The organism is Arcticibacter sp. MXS-1, assembly GCF_041902385.1.
Taxonomy (GTDB): domain Bacteria; phylum Bacteroidota; class Bacteroidia; order Sphingobacteriales; family Sphingobacteriaceae; genus Arcticibacter.
Map to the genome: position 1 here is coordinate 4570525 of NZ_CP169244.1, position 15472 is coordinate 4585996.

Here is a 15472-nt window from a genome sequence, read left to right on the forward strand (position 1 = left end):
GCGTTCCTTTGAGTAAGGAAAGCAGGAAGCCCGGAAAAAGTTTTAACGAGCACCACTTTTATGGTGAAAACCTAAGTAACGTTACCGCCGGACATTGAATGAATGGTTATACTTTATACAGCCTACGGTGATAACCCTGAAATCACTTGTGGTAAAGCCTTGGAATTTAGTAGCAACCGGCAACAGAATGAAGAAGGATGACAGACGACTAAGACAAAGCTGATCCTAAGCTTGCAGGCATACAATAAAAAAGATGACTGTCAATTTGTGATTGGCAATCATCTTATGGTAGGCAAACTACTAAAGCAATCTATAAGCCAGTAGGGGCTACATTGATAGTACTCTTATTTCTTATTGAAGGTAATGGTGCGGTAAACCAGAGATCGTGTTCCATCAGCCTTGAAGTCGCAGGCATAATAGAGCGTAAGTGTTTGGCCTCCCTCAGTCCCTGAGGTACCAACCATCACCGGATACCATGCCTTAGCGCCGTCTTCCAGGAGTAAACGGGGTGCCTCCCAGCTCTCGCCATCAGCACTTGTTGAAATATAGATCTTTCCATCCCAACCGTGCCACGCCATAACGAAGCTATTGAGGTATGTGTTCCAGTGGACAGATGGGTTACCGCCTGGTTTACTGGATAAATTGCTGATCGCCGACTCTGCTCCGCCAATCCCTGGCTGACTAAAAGATCCGCGATACCATTTTTGCCATGAACCGGCAGCACCTGTCGGATCTGAGGATGACGCCATACAAATAGCTGCCAGACCGGAAGAAGGAGCGTAATAGGTATAAAACCTCCCTTTTAGTTTATTATAGATAACGCATGCGTCGCCAAGACCTGACCAGGCTGCAGTAGCTGGTTTATCCTGTTGATGCTTAAGGATCTGAACAGGCGCACTCCAGGTCTTCCCGCTATCACTGGAATAGGCCACACCTAATGATTTGTAGGCTAGATATCCGTAGGTTGAGCGGGGGTACCAGTGACTTTCTGCGTGAAAAAATCCGGCAAGGCGACCATCATTCAGCTTCTCAACGCCTATCATCCACATCCCGCCATCGTTAAACCCGTTTGATTTACCATTATCAGGCTGGCGACCACCAAATACTGCAGTAGAAGATGTTAACACCTTTGCATGATTCTGAAGTAGCGGAGTCGTTGCGACGGTTCTAAAGCTTCGGTAACTAGACCAGAAAGCATAGTATTTACTTCCCAGTTTTACCACCGGAATATTACTATCAGTAAAAAAACCTCTACCCTCTGCAGGAAATTTAGACTGGGAAATAACAGTCTTCGCTCCAAGGGTGAAATCCCAATTGGCAGGAGCAGGTTCTGTAGTAAGTGGAACCTCACAAGAGGTGGTCAAAAAGTTTACCAAACATAGGCAGGCAAACGCATAGATTTTAAAAATAGGAGAAACTTTTGATGTCATAACTTCTGTATTAATTGTTCCGCCATGTTTAAAATAGTCGGGCCCGCTTACTAAACCTGGAACTGGATTCACGGCCTGTTCTACGCTTTCAGAAAATGAAAGGTTACGTGACAGAAGTACGCCCTCCGGCGAACAAGTTGTGACCTCGAAATTTAGATTTGGAAGTAAGCAGAGAATTAATACAAAAACTGGTTGCTTGAACAGCATATTCATCTTGCCGTACAAAACAGCTATTTCTCCATTCTGTGTGGCAACAACGTCGTTTTCTATAGACTATTCTGATTCAATTTTTGCATAAGCCCCGAACCGTTACTGTTCGGATTAGTTGAGACGCTGCAAGGTCGGCACGGGGCAGTATCAAAAAAAGATGATGAGCATCATTAAAAAAGTACGTCCTGATACGAATAAAAAATGCCATCTTCGTTTCTAAAGATGGCATTATAGTTATAAGATCCTGTTTTTCAGCTAATTTTTTAGCTTCTTTTTGAGTGGAGAATATCGGAGTCGAACCGATGACCTTTTGCATGCCATGCAAACGCTCTAGCCAGCTGAGCTAATCCCCCATTTGCTTGGAAGTGCAAATATAGTGCTTCGCTCAACAATTCAAAAAGAATTAAAAAAAACTCGTAAACATAACATCCCGGCCGTCCCCCCATTCTACCGACGCCCCGACTGGCACAGAATTGGCTTTTCACAATTCGTCTAAATTGATGATAACATGGAAGCGTTCTACATAGCAGTCAAAGCATGCATCTTATTCACACTGATCGTCCTCACACTATTGAGAGCCAGGAAAAGACCTCAGGGAAAGCCTGAAACAAGCAGGCTGTGTGTCGACAAAACAGGAAAGCTGACGTATCAATCCGAGTACGATACGTCAAGCTAAAAGGAGTTACTTATATTTTCGCTCCATTTCGTCGTAATAACTCTTCATGACAAAAAAGGCTTTCTTCTTTTTGCCCTCCTGACTGATGAGGCCCTTTCGATTCCAGCCTTCCTGATAATTCATATTGTTCCGTTTGGGTGATCTGAAATCCGCCAGTATCCAGGGCGATATTCCGCAAAAGTTCTCCGGCATCCTCTTCAGCATCGCCGTTTGTTCTTTGTAAAACCACTCCTGAAACTCCTCGCTCCATAGCGTCAGGCTGTCGGCATGCACGCCCCCTCTCGCTCCTGCGCCAGTCTCGCTGATAAACAAAGGCTTGTCATATTCCACGCCCCAGTTGGTCGTCCTGCACTTGTCGGGGCTTCCGCCGTACCAGCCCAAATACTCGTTAAAGGCCACCAGGTCTACGTACTTACCGAGAGGATCGTCTATCATGTTGATATTCTTGCCGGAATTGTAGTTCACCTCTAAGGCCGCTGAAATGAGCCTGCTGTCGTCCTGCTGTTTTGCGGCGGCGATTAGTTTTCGCATAAACTCCGTCCGCATATCACTTATCGGCGTCTCGTTACCCACCGACCAGATAATTACGCTGGCCCTGTTATGGTCCCGTGTAATCATCTCATGCAGCTGCGTCTTCGCCTTGTCAAACACCTCCGCATTGCCGAACTCGATTGTCCAGTATACCGGAATTTCCGACCACACCAGCAAACCAAGCGAATCTGCCAGCCTCGTCATGTTCTCGTTGTGCGGATAGTGTGCCAGACGCACCATATTGCAGTTCATTTCCCTTGCCCATGACAGCAGCTTTTCAGCGTCGTCCCTGCTGTACGCTCGTCTTCCGTCTTCAGGGATCTGCTCATGGATGGATATCCCGCGCATAAAGAGCGGCTTGCCGTTTAACAGCACCTTCTTCCCGAACGCCTCTACCGTTCTGAACCCAATTTTATCCTTCACCCGGTCGTTACCCGCAGTCACATACACATCGTATAACTTAGGACTTTCCGGCGACCATAATTGCAAGCTTCCAGCTTTTAACCTGATTTGGGCTCTCCCGTTTACCACCGGAAAAACCGACTTAACCTTCAACCCGGGTATCTCAAGCTGAACTCTCTGCTGAACACCTGTTCCTCCCTCTATGTCCACCCAGCCTTCGATGTCGGCGTTCTTTGTCCTTGGCGCCCGACCAGGGGCAGGCTTCTGAAGCTTCAGGGCAAAATCGCGAATGAAGACAGGCGGAACTTCTATCAGAGAAACATCTCTGGTGATCCCTCCATAGTTCCACCAATCTGTGTTAAGAGTGGGCACCTCGTCCTTAAACCTCCTGTTGTCCACTTTGACAACAAGCCTGTTCCCGTTCTCCCTTAAGATACTATCAGCAACCAGAAAGTTAAAAGGAGTAAAGCCTCCCTTATGCGAGCCTAGCTTGGTGCCGTTCAAATAAACGTCAGCTTTATAGTTGACAGCTCCAAAGTAAAGGTAGACCTTGCTGCCGCGGCTCTTTCGCGCATAGTCAAAGCTTTTTTTGTACCAGATTGTACCCTCATAATAGAGAAACTCTGGTTTCTGCGAGTTCCAGTCCCCCGGCACCTGCAGGGTGTACCGGTCATTGAAACCATGTTCCTTTCGATCTAGTTTATTTCTCTGAACGTCCGTGTTCCAATACGCTTCGGGATCTGACTTTCGGCGCTCCTTAAAGCGGTAGTCATAAAAACCTGTCTCGTAAGGATCGACGATGTATTGCCACTGCCCATTCAGACTGAAGGCCTGACGGGCAGAAATATTGGTGATCAGGTCCGTCTGGGCAACAGCAGGATGATGGAGAAAAAGAAAGCAGCAGGCTATCGCCAGGGTATAGATACGATTCATATTTCGTTGTTCAATTAGTTCAACTTCATTTCAGGTCCATTGCATGGTCAGGCTCTGCATCTTTTCCTGTCCACACCTTTAACGATGTCCAGGGTCGTGAGCTCTTCTTCCAAAAGGGGGCGTCAGCGCCAAGGCCCAGCGGGAGAAAGATGGTGGAGCAAAGATAGAGACTTCCTGTAGTGATGTATCGGTCGGCCAGGCCAGGCTGATTACCGTAAAGCCCCAGATTTAGCCATCCTTTGCTGTCAAAGGCCCCGGGCGCATCCAGGGTCTTTCTTATTACAGCTGTGAGGGCAGCACGAACCTGCCCCTGATCAAGAGAGGCAGGCAGCTTACCTCGCGATGCCATGTCGGCGAGCTGATGAAATGCCCCGCCCCTATAGACGATCGATCGTCCCGTAACCGGGAAAGACCCGTCGGCATTTACCATCCGCTCCTGGATCTCAGCATAGCGCTTGCTTATTGCTTCAAATTTAGCGGCATAAGCACGATAAGATGCCGACTTGTTCATCACCTCAAAAGTTGCTGCTAAATAAGGCTGTATCACATAGCTGTTATAGTAGTCGAGATGAAACTGCATACCGTCAGAGAACATCCCATCCCCCACATACCAATGCTCCATAAATTCACGCACGCCATAGTCTATCCTCACAGGATCATAATCGAGTCCATACTTACAGAAAAACACTTCGATCATGGATGAAAACAGCAGCCAGTTGGAATACACCGGTACAGCGGCTCTCGTATTTCTCAACTCAGTTTCCACCCTCTTTTGTACGTCTTTGTCAAGGTGCTCCCAAAGCCAGGGACACCGTACCAAGCCCAGTGCGAAAAAAGAAGCGTCGACCAGAGGTTGTCCGCCCTTCCAGACCATATAATCAGGCGAAGCCGGGTCCACTGCATTTTTTATTGCCTTCAGTGTCTCTGCCCGAAACTCATTTCGCAGCTGTACCTCTTTCTCTGGTCCCCCTTCCAGGTTTAGCCAGGGCCCGATACCACATAAGGTACGTCCGAACGCCTCAAGGTACGCTACCTTAGAGCGGTGCTCGCGGTTATCTATAGTCGGCGAAAGAACGTCGGGCATTTGCGCTTTCAGCTTCCCCTCAGCAAGGTTGCTGATTACAGGACGTGCAACCTTCATCATGTACTCCAGCCAGACCGTCCGGTCGTCCGCAATGCTTCCTTTCTTCTTTTGCGCCGTTGTCACGGAAACAACGACCATACAGAACACCAGTATAAAACCAAGTCTTTTCATTACTCTACTTATCAACCAACTTCATCGTATAACTATAGCTGTACTTCTTGTCAAGCAGCCGATACTGGTCATGCGGAAGCGCTCCCCAGCTATTGTCGCCCCCCACTCCTCTTTGCTTCAGATCAACCGTCAAAAACACACCGCGACGGGGCTTGATATCAACGGGATGCTGCTGCTTCTTTGTCGATCCCGGATCAAGGTCCTCAGCCATGTGATTAATAGCACTGAAGCAAATAGGCTGAGCCCCCTCAATGAGCAGTCCCTGCCCGCTTCCGTTCGTTAACTTCAACCATCTTACATCCGTTCTGTATCCGGCCTCCTGAGGCCGGATATAGCTTTCCGTGTACTGATTGGCAACCTTATCGGCATACTGCCCGATAAACGATGCAGTCTTGCGGTCGCTGTAGTTTTCCCAGGGACCACGGCCATAGTAGGCAAGATCGTCGTATTGTTCAGGAAGCGCCATCCTCATTCCAAACCTGGGAAGCTCAGGAAGCTCTCTTCCGGTCATATCGATAGCCGCCGTTACCCTGACCGAACCATCATTCTGAATTAAATATTCAATACTATAAGGAACCCCGATGCTGCTCAATTCGTATTCAACCTTAATGGGCAATCCGGCTTCAATTTGCTTACCCACGTTCACATTTTTAACATTCGCATTCACATGAGCAGTTCTCCAGACCCCGAGCCTGTTTGGCATGTCACTGCCGAAGTCGTTGTCAGTCGGCGCCCTCCAGAAGTATGGCTGCGGGAACTGCATCAAGGTCCAGTTCTTGTCTCCCTTCGCAAAGCGGGTAAACCTTCCATCCCGGGCGTTAAACTCGCCCTGCACTTCTCCCGCGCTAAACTTAATCCGGTCGCCGTCCCTTTCCACCTTCAGCGTACCCCTTGCATCAGCTTGGCGGGCAAAGTAGGAACCCGCACTCGTAAACTGCTCCCGCGCAATCTCATGTCCTGCAGGAACAAGGTCCGTGGCCCTTTTGGTGTAGGCGTATACGTTGAGGTATAGCTCACTGCCTTCAGAAAGCTTAAACTGAGGAACGGCAAGCTTCACGTTTGTCTTCTGATGGGGAGCCAGCTTTACAACAAAGCTGCCCTCCTTCAATTTCTCTCCGTTACGCATCAGTTCCCATTTAAACTGATATTGATCAAGGTTAGTGAAATCAAAGAGGTTCTCCACCGCTATAATGCCCTTCGGTACATCAACCGCGCTGAAAAGAACGTCCTGGTAGACCTTCTTCACTTCATAAAGCCCGGGATGAGGTGTTCTGTCAGCAGCAACCAGCCCGTTTGCGCAGAAGTTCTCGTCATTTTGCAAATGATAACCTCCAAGGTCGCCTCCATAGGCAAAGAACGTTCTTCCATCCCTCGTAGAGGTACGCATTCCCTGATCTACCCAGTCCCAGATAAAACCGCCCTGCATCTGCTTGCTGCTTCTGATAATATCCCAGTATTCCTGAAAGTTCCCGTTGCTGTTTCCCATGGCGTGAGAATACTCGCACATAATATACGGCCTCGGCTTATTAGCCGACGCGTACTCCTGCATCCATTTGATGCCCGGGTACATCGGGCATACAATATCTGTGTTTTCATTCTCGCCGGCCTGTTCAAACTGCACGAGCCTGGTATTATCTCTTTGCTTGATCCACTTGTACGCATCGTGAAATACCGGCCCGTTGCCGCACTCGTTGCCAAGCGACCAGATGATCACCGAAGGGTGATTCTTATCGCGCTCCACCAGCCGGTGAATGCGATCAAGATGTGCTGGCGCCCATTGAGGAAGATAAGCCGGATGTTTGGACTTATCAAACCATCCCTGCCATTCGGCCCCCATCCCGTGCGTCTCAATATTTGCCTCATCTACCAGATATAATCCGTATTCATCGCAGAGTTTATACCACAGCGGATCATTTGGATAGTGACTCGTTCTTACTGCATTGATATTAAACTGCTTCATCAGCTGAATGTCCTTCAGCATCAGTTCCCTTGAAGGCACATGTCCGTTCACATCGTCGTGCTCGTGCCGGTTCGTACCCTTCACATACACGGGTACACCGTTGACCATCAGTCTCGAATCTTTTATTTCAACCTTCCTGAATCCAATTATCGCTCCTGTTACCCCCAGTAAAGCGCCCTTGCTGTCTTTTGTCGTAATGATGCAATGATAGAGGTTAGGGGCTTCGGCGCTCCATTTAAGGGGGTTACTGACGGTTCCGCCAAAATGGACGGTATGTACCGAGTCGCTTCCTATCTGAACTGGCTTATCACTCCTAAACACCACCTTTCCTGAACGATCGGAAATTTCCAGACCGACACTAACTGCTTTCATTTGATTGCCAGGAAATTGCCGCAGGTCTACAGTGCCCGAAAACAGTCCATCTCTATATTTTTCATCAAGATCACCTTTCAGGAAAAAATCCCAAACGGTCAGTTTCGGCACTGAGTACAGGCAAACATCACGCTCAATCCCGCTGATCCTCCAAAAGTCCTGATCTTCCAGATAGCTTCCATCGTGCCACCTGAACACCTGCACCGCCAGCAAATTTTGTCCGGCACGGAGGTATTTGGTAATATTGAACTCCGCGGGCGACTTAGATGCTTTTGTCATTCCCACTTTTTGCCCGTTCACATAAACAAAAGCACAGCCTGTTATAGAACCAAACTGCAGCATCACTTCACGCCCATCCCAGTTGGCGGGCACGGTAAACTCCTTGCGATAGGTACCAACCGGATTATCCTCACCTACCAGGGGAGGATTTTTAGGGAACGGATAAGTGATGTTGGTGTAGATTGGAATACCAAAGCCCTTCATCTCCCAGTTCGAAGGAACGGGAAGCTCAGACCAGTGCGAGTCATCGAGATCAGGTCTAAAGAAGTCCTTGAGACGGTCAGCCTGCTTTGCAACATACACGAATTTCCACTTGCCATTTAGCGACTGGTAATAAGGAGATCGGCTATAGTCATCGGCCTTTACATCCTGAGCCTTGTCAAACAGCATAAAAGTGGCATGCGGTTTTTCTTTATTCTGGTCAATCAAAGAAGGATTTTCCCAGTCATTCTGCTGAGCCTTCAGGTTTAGGGTGAGTAAGGATAAGAGCATTACTCCCGGCAAAAAAGATTTCTTCATAATGAGCGAATGTCAAATTGGTCTTGAATACAAATAAAGACATTCTTCCTCAATCAGAACAGGGGAAAATTCTTATCGGCAGGGGGTAAATTCGTCTGCAACTGAAAAGTTACCTGCTAGTCAACTAATACGCCAATGTAGAAGTTGAAGGTATCGGCCTCAAAGTTCGTCCTGTTGACCCCTGGCAGGTCCAGGCTGGTAAAGGATGTGCTGGGATTGATCACTTTGTATTCTCCCCTTTTACCCTCACGCGCACCGGCATGTCAAAGCCGTCAACTTCCGAAACCCAGCGACAAAAAGGCTTTTCATCTACAAATCTCACTTCAAGCACCGGTAATGTCCGGAGATGAAGGTATTGCTGAAACACCTTGCTGAAATCTATGCCCGACTCACGGCTGATATAAGAGGTGATGTCGCCCGCGGTCACGGTTTGGTGATAAAAGGTCTTATTCAGTCCCCGGAGGATGCTGCGCCACTTTTCATCATTCCCGATAATCGCCCGGATCATGTTCAGGAGGTTCCCCCCTTGTAGTACATATCTCCGGAGCCCTCTTTGTTGACGTTGTAAGTTCCAATGATCGGCCGGTCGTTCTGAATACTGCCGCGTGTTCCGTTTACGTACTCCTGTCCGGCCTGCTTGCCGTAAAGACTTTCGATAAACAGCGACTCGGAGTAGTTGGTAAAACTTTCATGAATCCACATATCCGCCAGGTCTTTCGAAGTGATGTTATTCCCGAACCATTCGTGCCCGCTCTCATGCACTATAATAAAGTCCCATTTCAGGCCCCATCCCGTTTCGGACAGATCACGGCCCATGTAGCCATTCCTGAATTTATTACCGTAAGCCACGGCACTCTGATGCTCCATGCCCAAATGAGGGGTTTCCACCAGCTTATATCCATCTTCATAAAACGGGTATGGCCCAAACCAATGCTCAAACGCCTTGAGCATCGGCTTTACATTTTCCCCAAATTGCTTCTGCGCCTTCTCCCTGTTGGCCTTTAAAACCCAGTAATCAAGAGTTAGCGGCCCCTTCTCTCCCTGATACACGTCCGACCAATGCGTATAGTCGCCGATATTAAGGGCTACACAATAATTGTTAATAGGGTTAGAGACAAACCAGTCATATTTCTTCCAGCCTTTTCCCACATCGCTCACCTTACGCAGGCGTCCGTTTGATACGTCCTGCAGTCCCGGAGGAACCGTCACACTGATCAGCATGCTATCCACCTCATCGGCCTGGTGATCCTTGTTGGGCCACCAGATACTCGCTCCCACTCCCTGGCAGGCTGTGACCACCCAGGACTTTCCATTTTCATCTTTCGAAAACATGATCCCGCCGTCCCATGGAGCATTCTTAGCTACCGTGGGGTAGCCGGAATAAAACACCGTAAAGTTCTCTCTGCTTCCCTTTCTGATAACAGAAGGAAAAGTAACAAAGACAGCATTAAACTCTCTTTTAAAGGACAGCGACTGCCCATTATACTCTACCTTTTCAACCTTTAGATTGTCAAAAAGATCAAACTGCAGCAACTGAAAATCCTGCGTCGCCGTGAAACTGAACAAATTCGATCCGCTGATGAATCGTTTGCTTACATCCAGCTTTACATCCAAATGATAGTAATTAATATCATAACAGGTCCGCGCAGGCGTAAGATTGCCGCGCAGTGAGTCGGCTCTCGTGAATGTTTCCTTTACCTGCATCAGCTGAGCTGTTGCAAAAAAAGGACTAGCAATTGCGAAAAATATCGCAGCAAAATATTTCATCAAACAAATAATTATCGTTGCATCTTCGGGTGCAGCAGTACATCTTGCCAAAGAAGCAGACTAGCGCCCTCCCGGAGGACAATGCAATTTCAGATAGTTGGTAAAAAGTGTTGATAAATGCTCAGAAGTTCCTTCCCCTTCTGATATGGAGTGGGTTCGGTTCGGATAAGCCATGAGCTGAAACTGCTTATTATACTTCACCAGCTCGTTGATCAGAAGCTCCGCATTCTGATAGTGAACATTATCGTCGCCCGTCCCGTGTATATAAAGGAGATTGCCTCTCAGATCTTTAGCATGAGTGATCGGCGATCCTTTTATGAAGGGCGCATTGTCCTCTCTTGGGTTCCCCATATATCGCTCCTGATAGATATTATCATAGCTCAGCTGGCTGCCTACAGCAGCTACGGCGATACCGGTCTTATAGATCTCAGGGTACTGGAACATCAGGTTCAGAGTAGAAGACCCGCCTCCGCTCCATCCCCATACGGCTACCCGCGACGAATCCACAAAGGGCCATTTCAGGATCTCTTTTGCCGCCATGGCCTGATCCCGGATGTTCAGGATACCGATGTTTTTATAGATCGACTTTCGCCACTCCCTTCCCTTAGGCGCAGGAGCGCCCCTGTTCTCTACCGATATATAGATATAACCGTCCTGCGCCAAATCATTGTACAGACGATTTCTCCCTTGTCCAAACCTGTCAGTAACGGTCTGAGAGGCGGGCTCACCATAGACGTAAAACAAAACCGGGTATTTCTTCGCGGGATCAAAGTTAGCGGGCTTGGCCATCCAGCCGTCCAGTTCAACTCCGTCCCCCGTCTTCACCTTAAAGAACTCAACAGGAGGCGTTCCCGGAGGCAAGGGCATCGTATGGCTCTGTCCCTGCTGAAGTACTTTATAGTCTGGAAGGCTCAATATTTCTCCCTGAACCAGTTTCATGGTATTGCTGTAGCTGTGGAAAGCCACTTTGCCCGAAGGTGAAATCTCATAGTCGTGCGTTCCGCTTTCTGCCTGAGGCGTAACGCGGGAAGCCTTTCCCCCTGCTAGTTTGACGCTGTAGAGGTAGCTTTGAGTGGCATTGTCAGGAGAGGCCATAAAATAGATAAGTCCGCCTTTCTCATCGATCAGGCTAATGCTCATCATGTCATAATTTCCCTTTGTGATCAGGCTTTCTTTTCCAGTGCGGCTGACACGGTAGATATGCCTCCATCCGTCTTTTTCGCTCACCCAGATGAACTCTTTTCCTCCATTCAGCCATTCCCAGCCACTAGGGTCATCCTCGTTCCAGCGCGACTTGATATCAATCCAGGCCGCATCTTTCTCGGAATAGATCGTACGGGCGGTGCCGGCCTTCGCATCACATAGCATCACCTTGCTTTCGTTCTGCAGCCGGTTCAACTGCTGAATGATGAGCTCCTTTGAATCGGGAGTCCATTCCATCCGCGGAATATAGTGCTGCACAGGATCACCCGGCACCTTCATCCACCGGGTCTGTCCCCCCTCAGCTGATACAATGCCTATCCTGCAGGAGCTTGGATCCTCACCGGCCTTCGGATATTCTACGGGGACGGCAAAAGAATACAGCGAGTCGGTCGTATTGAGCATCAGGTAGTTCCTGATATGAGTAGCATCGATCTGCCAGTACGCAATGTTCTTCCCGTCAGGAGACCACCTGAAACCGTCCCTGCAGCCAAACTCTTCCTCGTAGGCCCAGTCAAAGGTTCCGTTGATCACGCGGTCTGTGCCGTCGCTTGTCAGCCTGGTAATCTTTCCGGACGCCAGGTCCTCACAATATACATTATGCTGACTCACATAGGCCACTTTCGAGTCGTCAGGCGAGAGCTTGGCAAACATCAGCGAGGATCCGGGAAGGCCCTTGCCTATTTGCTTTAAACTTGCGGAAGCCAGGTCATATAGAAAGTAGTCGCCTTTGGTATCATACCGCCACACGCGGCGGGTATTACTCATAATAAGAATCTTGCTGCGATCTGCAGAAAGCGTAAAACGCCTCACAGCTACGGGTTGCGCTTGCCCCGGCAAAACGAGTTTATCCTGCCCAAGCACGAGTGTCTTTGCTCCGGTCCGGCTATCCGTTTTAATAATATCGCCCTTTTCGAGCGTATAAAATGAATAGCCATCGGCAGACCATTGTGTACTCTGGCGATGTTGTGCAAAGACCTGGGAAAATCCTGTTAAGAGTAGAAGTAAGGCAATCGCCGGATAAACCACGTACCGCGAGCCAGCAGAAGTGAGTGTTCTGAAAATAGAATACATTTTAATCAGTAATGCAGAATGTTTAATGACGTGCTAACCTACGTTTTTTAAATAATTTTCTATGTATTCCCTTGGAGAATTTCCGATGATACTTTTAAAAACCCTGTTAAAATTGGTAATACTGTTGAATCCGCAGTTATAGGCAACCGCAGATATGCTGTCGTAACCGCCCGCGGTCAGCTTTTTGCAGGCTTCATTGATCCTTGTCTCATTCAGGAACGAGATGAACGTATGCCCGGTGTGCTTCTTGAAATAACGGCAGAAGGCCTGGGGGGTCATATGGGCGGCATCGGCAACATCTTCCAGGGTAATATCAGAATTTGATCGCTGCAAAATGAAGTTGTAGATATTACTAATGCGGATACCCTCATTTTCACTAAAAGAAGCAGAATGGCCGAAAGACGAAAGCGGGTTTAATTTAATTCGCATCTTGTTCAGGAACTTCAGCAACAAAAAGAACTGCATCAGCTGGTCTGCGCCGCTCGCAGCCTGCGTCTCCAGCATGAGTTCCGACACCTCATCATAATACATCTGCGGCAATTTAAAACCCTGGGCGTTCTGATCGATAAAAGCTTTCATCGACTTCATTTCGGGCAAACCGAAAAGAGAGGCCAGAGCTCCCGAAGGATTAAAGAACACCATGAGGGCCTTCGTCCTCTTGTCACTCTCCGGGTTGAAATACTCAGGATTGCTTTTAAACAAATGGGGCTGATTCGGCCCGATAAAATAGATCTCACCTGGTTTAAAGCTGTGCATGTTGTTCCCGACAACCAGCGTCCCCTCCCCCTGTTGTATCCATGCTATCTGCGCTTCCGTATGCCGGTGCAGATACGGATAGAAGTGCGGAAGATTGTCTTGCTGAACGATGACAGTTTTGTCGTGGGCAATAGGGATGGTAAACTGTAAGACTTTCATGAGATGCTCCTTTTGATGTTCTGAATATACAAATATTACCTTTGAATTAAAAGAGCATTATGTTATCGGGTTAAAATACGGCAACTGTTTGTTAATTTAAAGTTAAAATACGACTAACTCAAGTCATTTAAACTCATACCTTTTTGAAATATCCATAATTGGCGCCTAGTTGAGAAACTAGAAGGCGGTTTTTACATCTAATAGGACTTAAGACTTCAAATAAAACGTTTATACGTCCCATTTTTGCACTAAAAACACAATAAGGCCAGTTCGACTTTAGAAAGAGCCAGTTATAGGAAGCATTTTACTAAACATGAGAGACCTTGGGACCAGGCCCTAATCCCAAATTATTATAATCATATGAGATTCAAATCCCAAAATATTATGTTATTCTGGGATTTGAATCTCATATGATTAAACGGCATTTGCAATCGGCTATAGAAGAGCGGCTCTTTAAAGGAAAGGCCGTCCTGATTTTTGGCCCCCGTCAGGTCTCTATTCGTTAAAAGACGTTCGCTTGCCTATCATATCCTTCCAGTCATCTTCTTTGGACCGCTTCCTTCCACTGACGCAGGTTTCTTCCGCTCCCCAGGAATCCCACTGTCGCCCCTGCCCGTTCAGCTTGTCTACTTTCTCTCGCATGGCAGCTCCTTTATAGCCGCCGAACAGGCCCGTCCGACTGTTGCGCGTAGCCTCAGGCAGCTCCTGGTAACGCTGCTTCCGGTAGCCCGGCTCTGCTTCATCACTGGCCGGAAAAGCCGCAATAATATCGCAGGGCGAAAATTCCTTCGTATTAAGCGGCTCGTAGCTTTTGTCGAGCCGGTTATAGCTCAGGTAGTCAATTGAGGCCGAAAGCAGTAGCAAGGAGCCTTTGGGCCGGTCGTTATCAAACAGCAGCTCCTGAGCAGGAATTTGCTCTCCCCTGTCCATTACCACCTCTTTCATGTCTACCAGCTCATAAAACTCCTCCCGGAAATTAAAGGCGATCAGCAAAAAGCGTATGCGGAAGCGCTTCGCTTCGTAAAAACGGTCGAGCAGTTCCCGGTCGAGGTTAATCTCCGGCAGATCCACCTTCACCTGCCCCTCTTCGGTGAGCGAAACCTGCGGCTTCACCTGCAAAGAGGGAAAGAGCGGACTGGCAGCATTGAAGCTGAAGCCCTCCAGGAAGGACAGGTTGCCGTCGTGCAGATCGCGCTCGCCACGCTCCTTTGCACTGGCCCGTATGCTTGTGCAAACCGCTGAAGTAAGACGGTTCCCCATGCCTCCGTCGTGCCGCGAGCGATGTAAGGGATAAAAAGCTTCGCGGATCACGCGGGCCGCCGAGCTGGCCAGTCCGAACTCACAGGCGCTGCGTATGCTGGCAGGCGTCTGCTTCTTCTTTTTGGGTTTGCTCTGTACCACGTTCATTCCCCGGTAGGTGCGGTACACCACCGATCCGGCACTTCCATGAATGCCACCGTTTTTGTCAATAATTGCCATAATATGATCTTTAAGTTTAAAGCGGTCGGCCATTATCGAACTCCAAAGGTCCCGGAATCAGCAAAATCAGATAATAAGGTCGTAAAGGCCTGTCCGCCTGGTTAATTCCCTATAAATGTGAGGATAAAAAGAATAGGAATCAATAGGATTTCAGGCTGAACCTGATATCATTGTTAAATTTATAAAGAGTCTGAATAAGCACTGCTACCCCACCTTTTTACTACAAAAGGTGGGGTCATCACGCCATATTCGCCCCGGAACAGCGGCCGGAAAGGTAGCCAGGGCATCACCAGGTTAAACTGCGATTAAGAACTGGCTAAAGCCTCCGGCGGCACCCAAACGCCACTCAATGATCAGAAGGCAGGAATAGTACAAGTCCGTATTCCGGTTACCTGCGTGGCGGGAAGGGCGTGAGCAATTCACGAACTTCGAGGGAGGGAGAGTTTAGCAACCCGCAACAAAGAAGAGGT

At 48.4% G+C, this 15472-nt stretch carries 10 protein-coding genes and 1 tRNA gene; 1 reads left to right on the top strand and 10 read right to left on the bottom strand.

Features of this window, described 5'->3' with window-relative positions; translation table 11 throughout:
- Positions 1–344: 344 nt before the first annotated feature.
- Both ACES2C_RS19830 and ACES2C_RS19835 read right to left on the bottom strand, forming a co-directional pair.
- A complete protein-coding gene (locus tag ACES2C_RS19830; RefSeq protein WP_374164788.1) occupies positions 345–1430 on the bottom strand; it encodes a hypothetical protein in 1086 nt (361 codons plus the stop codon).
- 489 nt (positions 1431–1919) lie between these two features.
- Positions 1920–1993, bottom strand: a tRNA-Ala gene (locus ACES2C_RS19835).
- A 155-nt stretch (positions 1994–2148) separates the two neighbouring features.
- Between ACES2C_RS19835 and ACES2C_RS19840 the strand changes: the two genes are divergently transcribed.
- Positions 2149–2316 carry a hypothetical protein gene (locus tag ACES2C_RS19840; RefSeq protein WP_374164789.1) on the top strand — a complete coding sequence of 56 codons (168 nt, stop codon included), beginning with the start codon at positions 2149–2151 and terminating at the stop codon, positions 2314–2316.
- Positions 2317–2322: 6 nt separating this feature from the next.
- Here ACES2C_RS19840 and ACES2C_RS19845 read toward each other — a convergent pair whose 3' ends face one another.
- The 8 genes from ACES2C_RS19845 to ACES2C_RS19880 all read right to left on the bottom strand — a co-directional run bounded on the left by ACES2C_RS19845 (position 2323) and on the right by ACES2C_RS19880 (position 15002).
- The gene (locus ACES2C_RS19845; protein WP_374164790.1) at positions 2323–4182 is read right to left on the bottom strand and encodes a glycoside hydrolase family 2 protein; all 1860 of its coding nucleotides are present in this window, start codon (positions 4180–4182) and stop codon (positions 2323–2325) included.
- Between the two features lie 25 nt (positions 4183–4207).
- Positions 4208–5437, bottom strand: a complete 1230-nt coding sequence (locus tag ACES2C_RS19850; protein WP_374164791.1) for a DUF2264 domain-containing protein — start codon at positions 5435–5437, stop codon at positions 4208–4210.
- A 4-nt stretch (positions 5438–5441) separates the two neighbouring features.
- A complete protein-coding gene (locus ACES2C_RS19855; RefSeq protein WP_374164792.1) occupies positions 5442–8567 on the bottom strand; it encodes a glycoside hydrolase family 2 TIM barrel-domain containing protein in 3126 nt (1041 codons plus the stop codon).
- 220 nt (positions 8568–8787) lie between these two features.
- The gene (locus ACES2C_RS19860; protein WP_374164793.1) at positions 8788–9075 is read right to left on the bottom strand and encodes a hypothetical protein; all 288 of its coding nucleotides are present in this window, start codon (positions 9073–9075) and stop codon (positions 8788–8790) included.
- 2 nt (positions 9076–9077) lie between these two features.
- Complete coding sequence (locus ACES2C_RS19865) at positions 9078–10334, bottom strand: M1 family metallopeptidase (protein WP_374164794.1); 1257 nt, start codon at positions 10332–10334, stop codon at positions 9078–9080.
- Positions 10335–10394: 60 nt separating this feature from the next.
- Positions 10395–12608, bottom strand: a complete 2214-nt coding sequence (locus ACES2C_RS19870) for a S9 family peptidase (RefSeq protein ID WP_374164795.1) — start codon at positions 12606–12608, stop codon at positions 10395–10397.
- 33 nt (positions 12609–12641) lie between these two features.
- Positions 12642–13523 (bottom strand): AraC family transcriptional regulator, encoded by an 882-nt coding sequence (locus tag ACES2C_RS19875; protein WP_374164796.1) that lies wholly within the window; start codon positions 13521–13523, stop codon positions 12642–12644.
- Between the two features lie 495 nt (positions 13524–14018).
- Complete coding sequence (locus ACES2C_RS19880) at positions 14019–15002, bottom strand: hypothetical protein (RefSeq protein WP_374164797.1); 984 nt, start codon at positions 15000–15002, stop codon at positions 14019–14021.
- Positions 15003–15472 lie beyond the last annotated feature (470 nt).

Excerpts from the sequence above, each read along its gene's own strand:
- ACES2C_RS19830 (WP_374164788.1), bottom strand. The coding sequence starts at position 1,430 with ATGACATCAAAAGTTTCTCCTATTTTTAAAATCTATGCGTTTGCCTGC.
- ACES2C_RS19840 (WP_374164789.1), top strand. The coding sequence starts at position 2,149 with ATGGAAGCGTTCTACATAGCAGTCAAAGCATGCATCTTATTCACACTG.
- ACES2C_RS19845 (WP_374164790.1), bottom strand. The coding sequence starts at position 4,182 with ATGAATCGTATCTATACCCTGGCGATAGCCTGCTGCTTTCTTTTTCTC.
- ACES2C_RS19850 (WP_374164791.1), bottom strand. The coding sequence starts at position 5,437 with ATGAAAAGACTTGGTTTTATACTGGTGTTCTGTATGGTCGTTGTTTCC.
- ACES2C_RS19855 (WP_374164792.1), bottom strand. The coding sequence starts at position 8,567 with ATGAAGAAATCTTTTTTGCCGGGAGTAATGCTCTTATCCTTACTCACC.
- ACES2C_RS19860 (WP_374164793.1), bottom strand. The coding sequence starts at position 9,075 with ATGATCCGGGCGATTATCGGGAATGATGAAAAGTGGCGCAGCATCCTC.
- ACES2C_RS19865 (WP_374164794.1), bottom strand. The coding sequence starts at position 10,334 with ATGAAATATTTTGCTGCGATATTTTTCGCAATTGCTAGTCCTTTTTTT.
- ACES2C_RS19870 (WP_374164795.1), bottom strand. The coding sequence starts at position 12,608 with ATGTATTCTATTTTCAGAACACTCACTTCTGCTGGCTCGCGGTACGTG.
- ACES2C_RS19875 (WP_374164796.1), bottom strand. The coding sequence starts at position 13,523 with ATGAAAGTCTTACAGTTTACCATCCCTATTGCCCACGACAAAACTGTC.
- ACES2C_RS19880 (WP_374164797.1), bottom strand. The coding sequence starts at position 15,002 with ATGGCAATTATTGACAAAAACGGTGGCATTCATGGAAGTGCCGGATCG.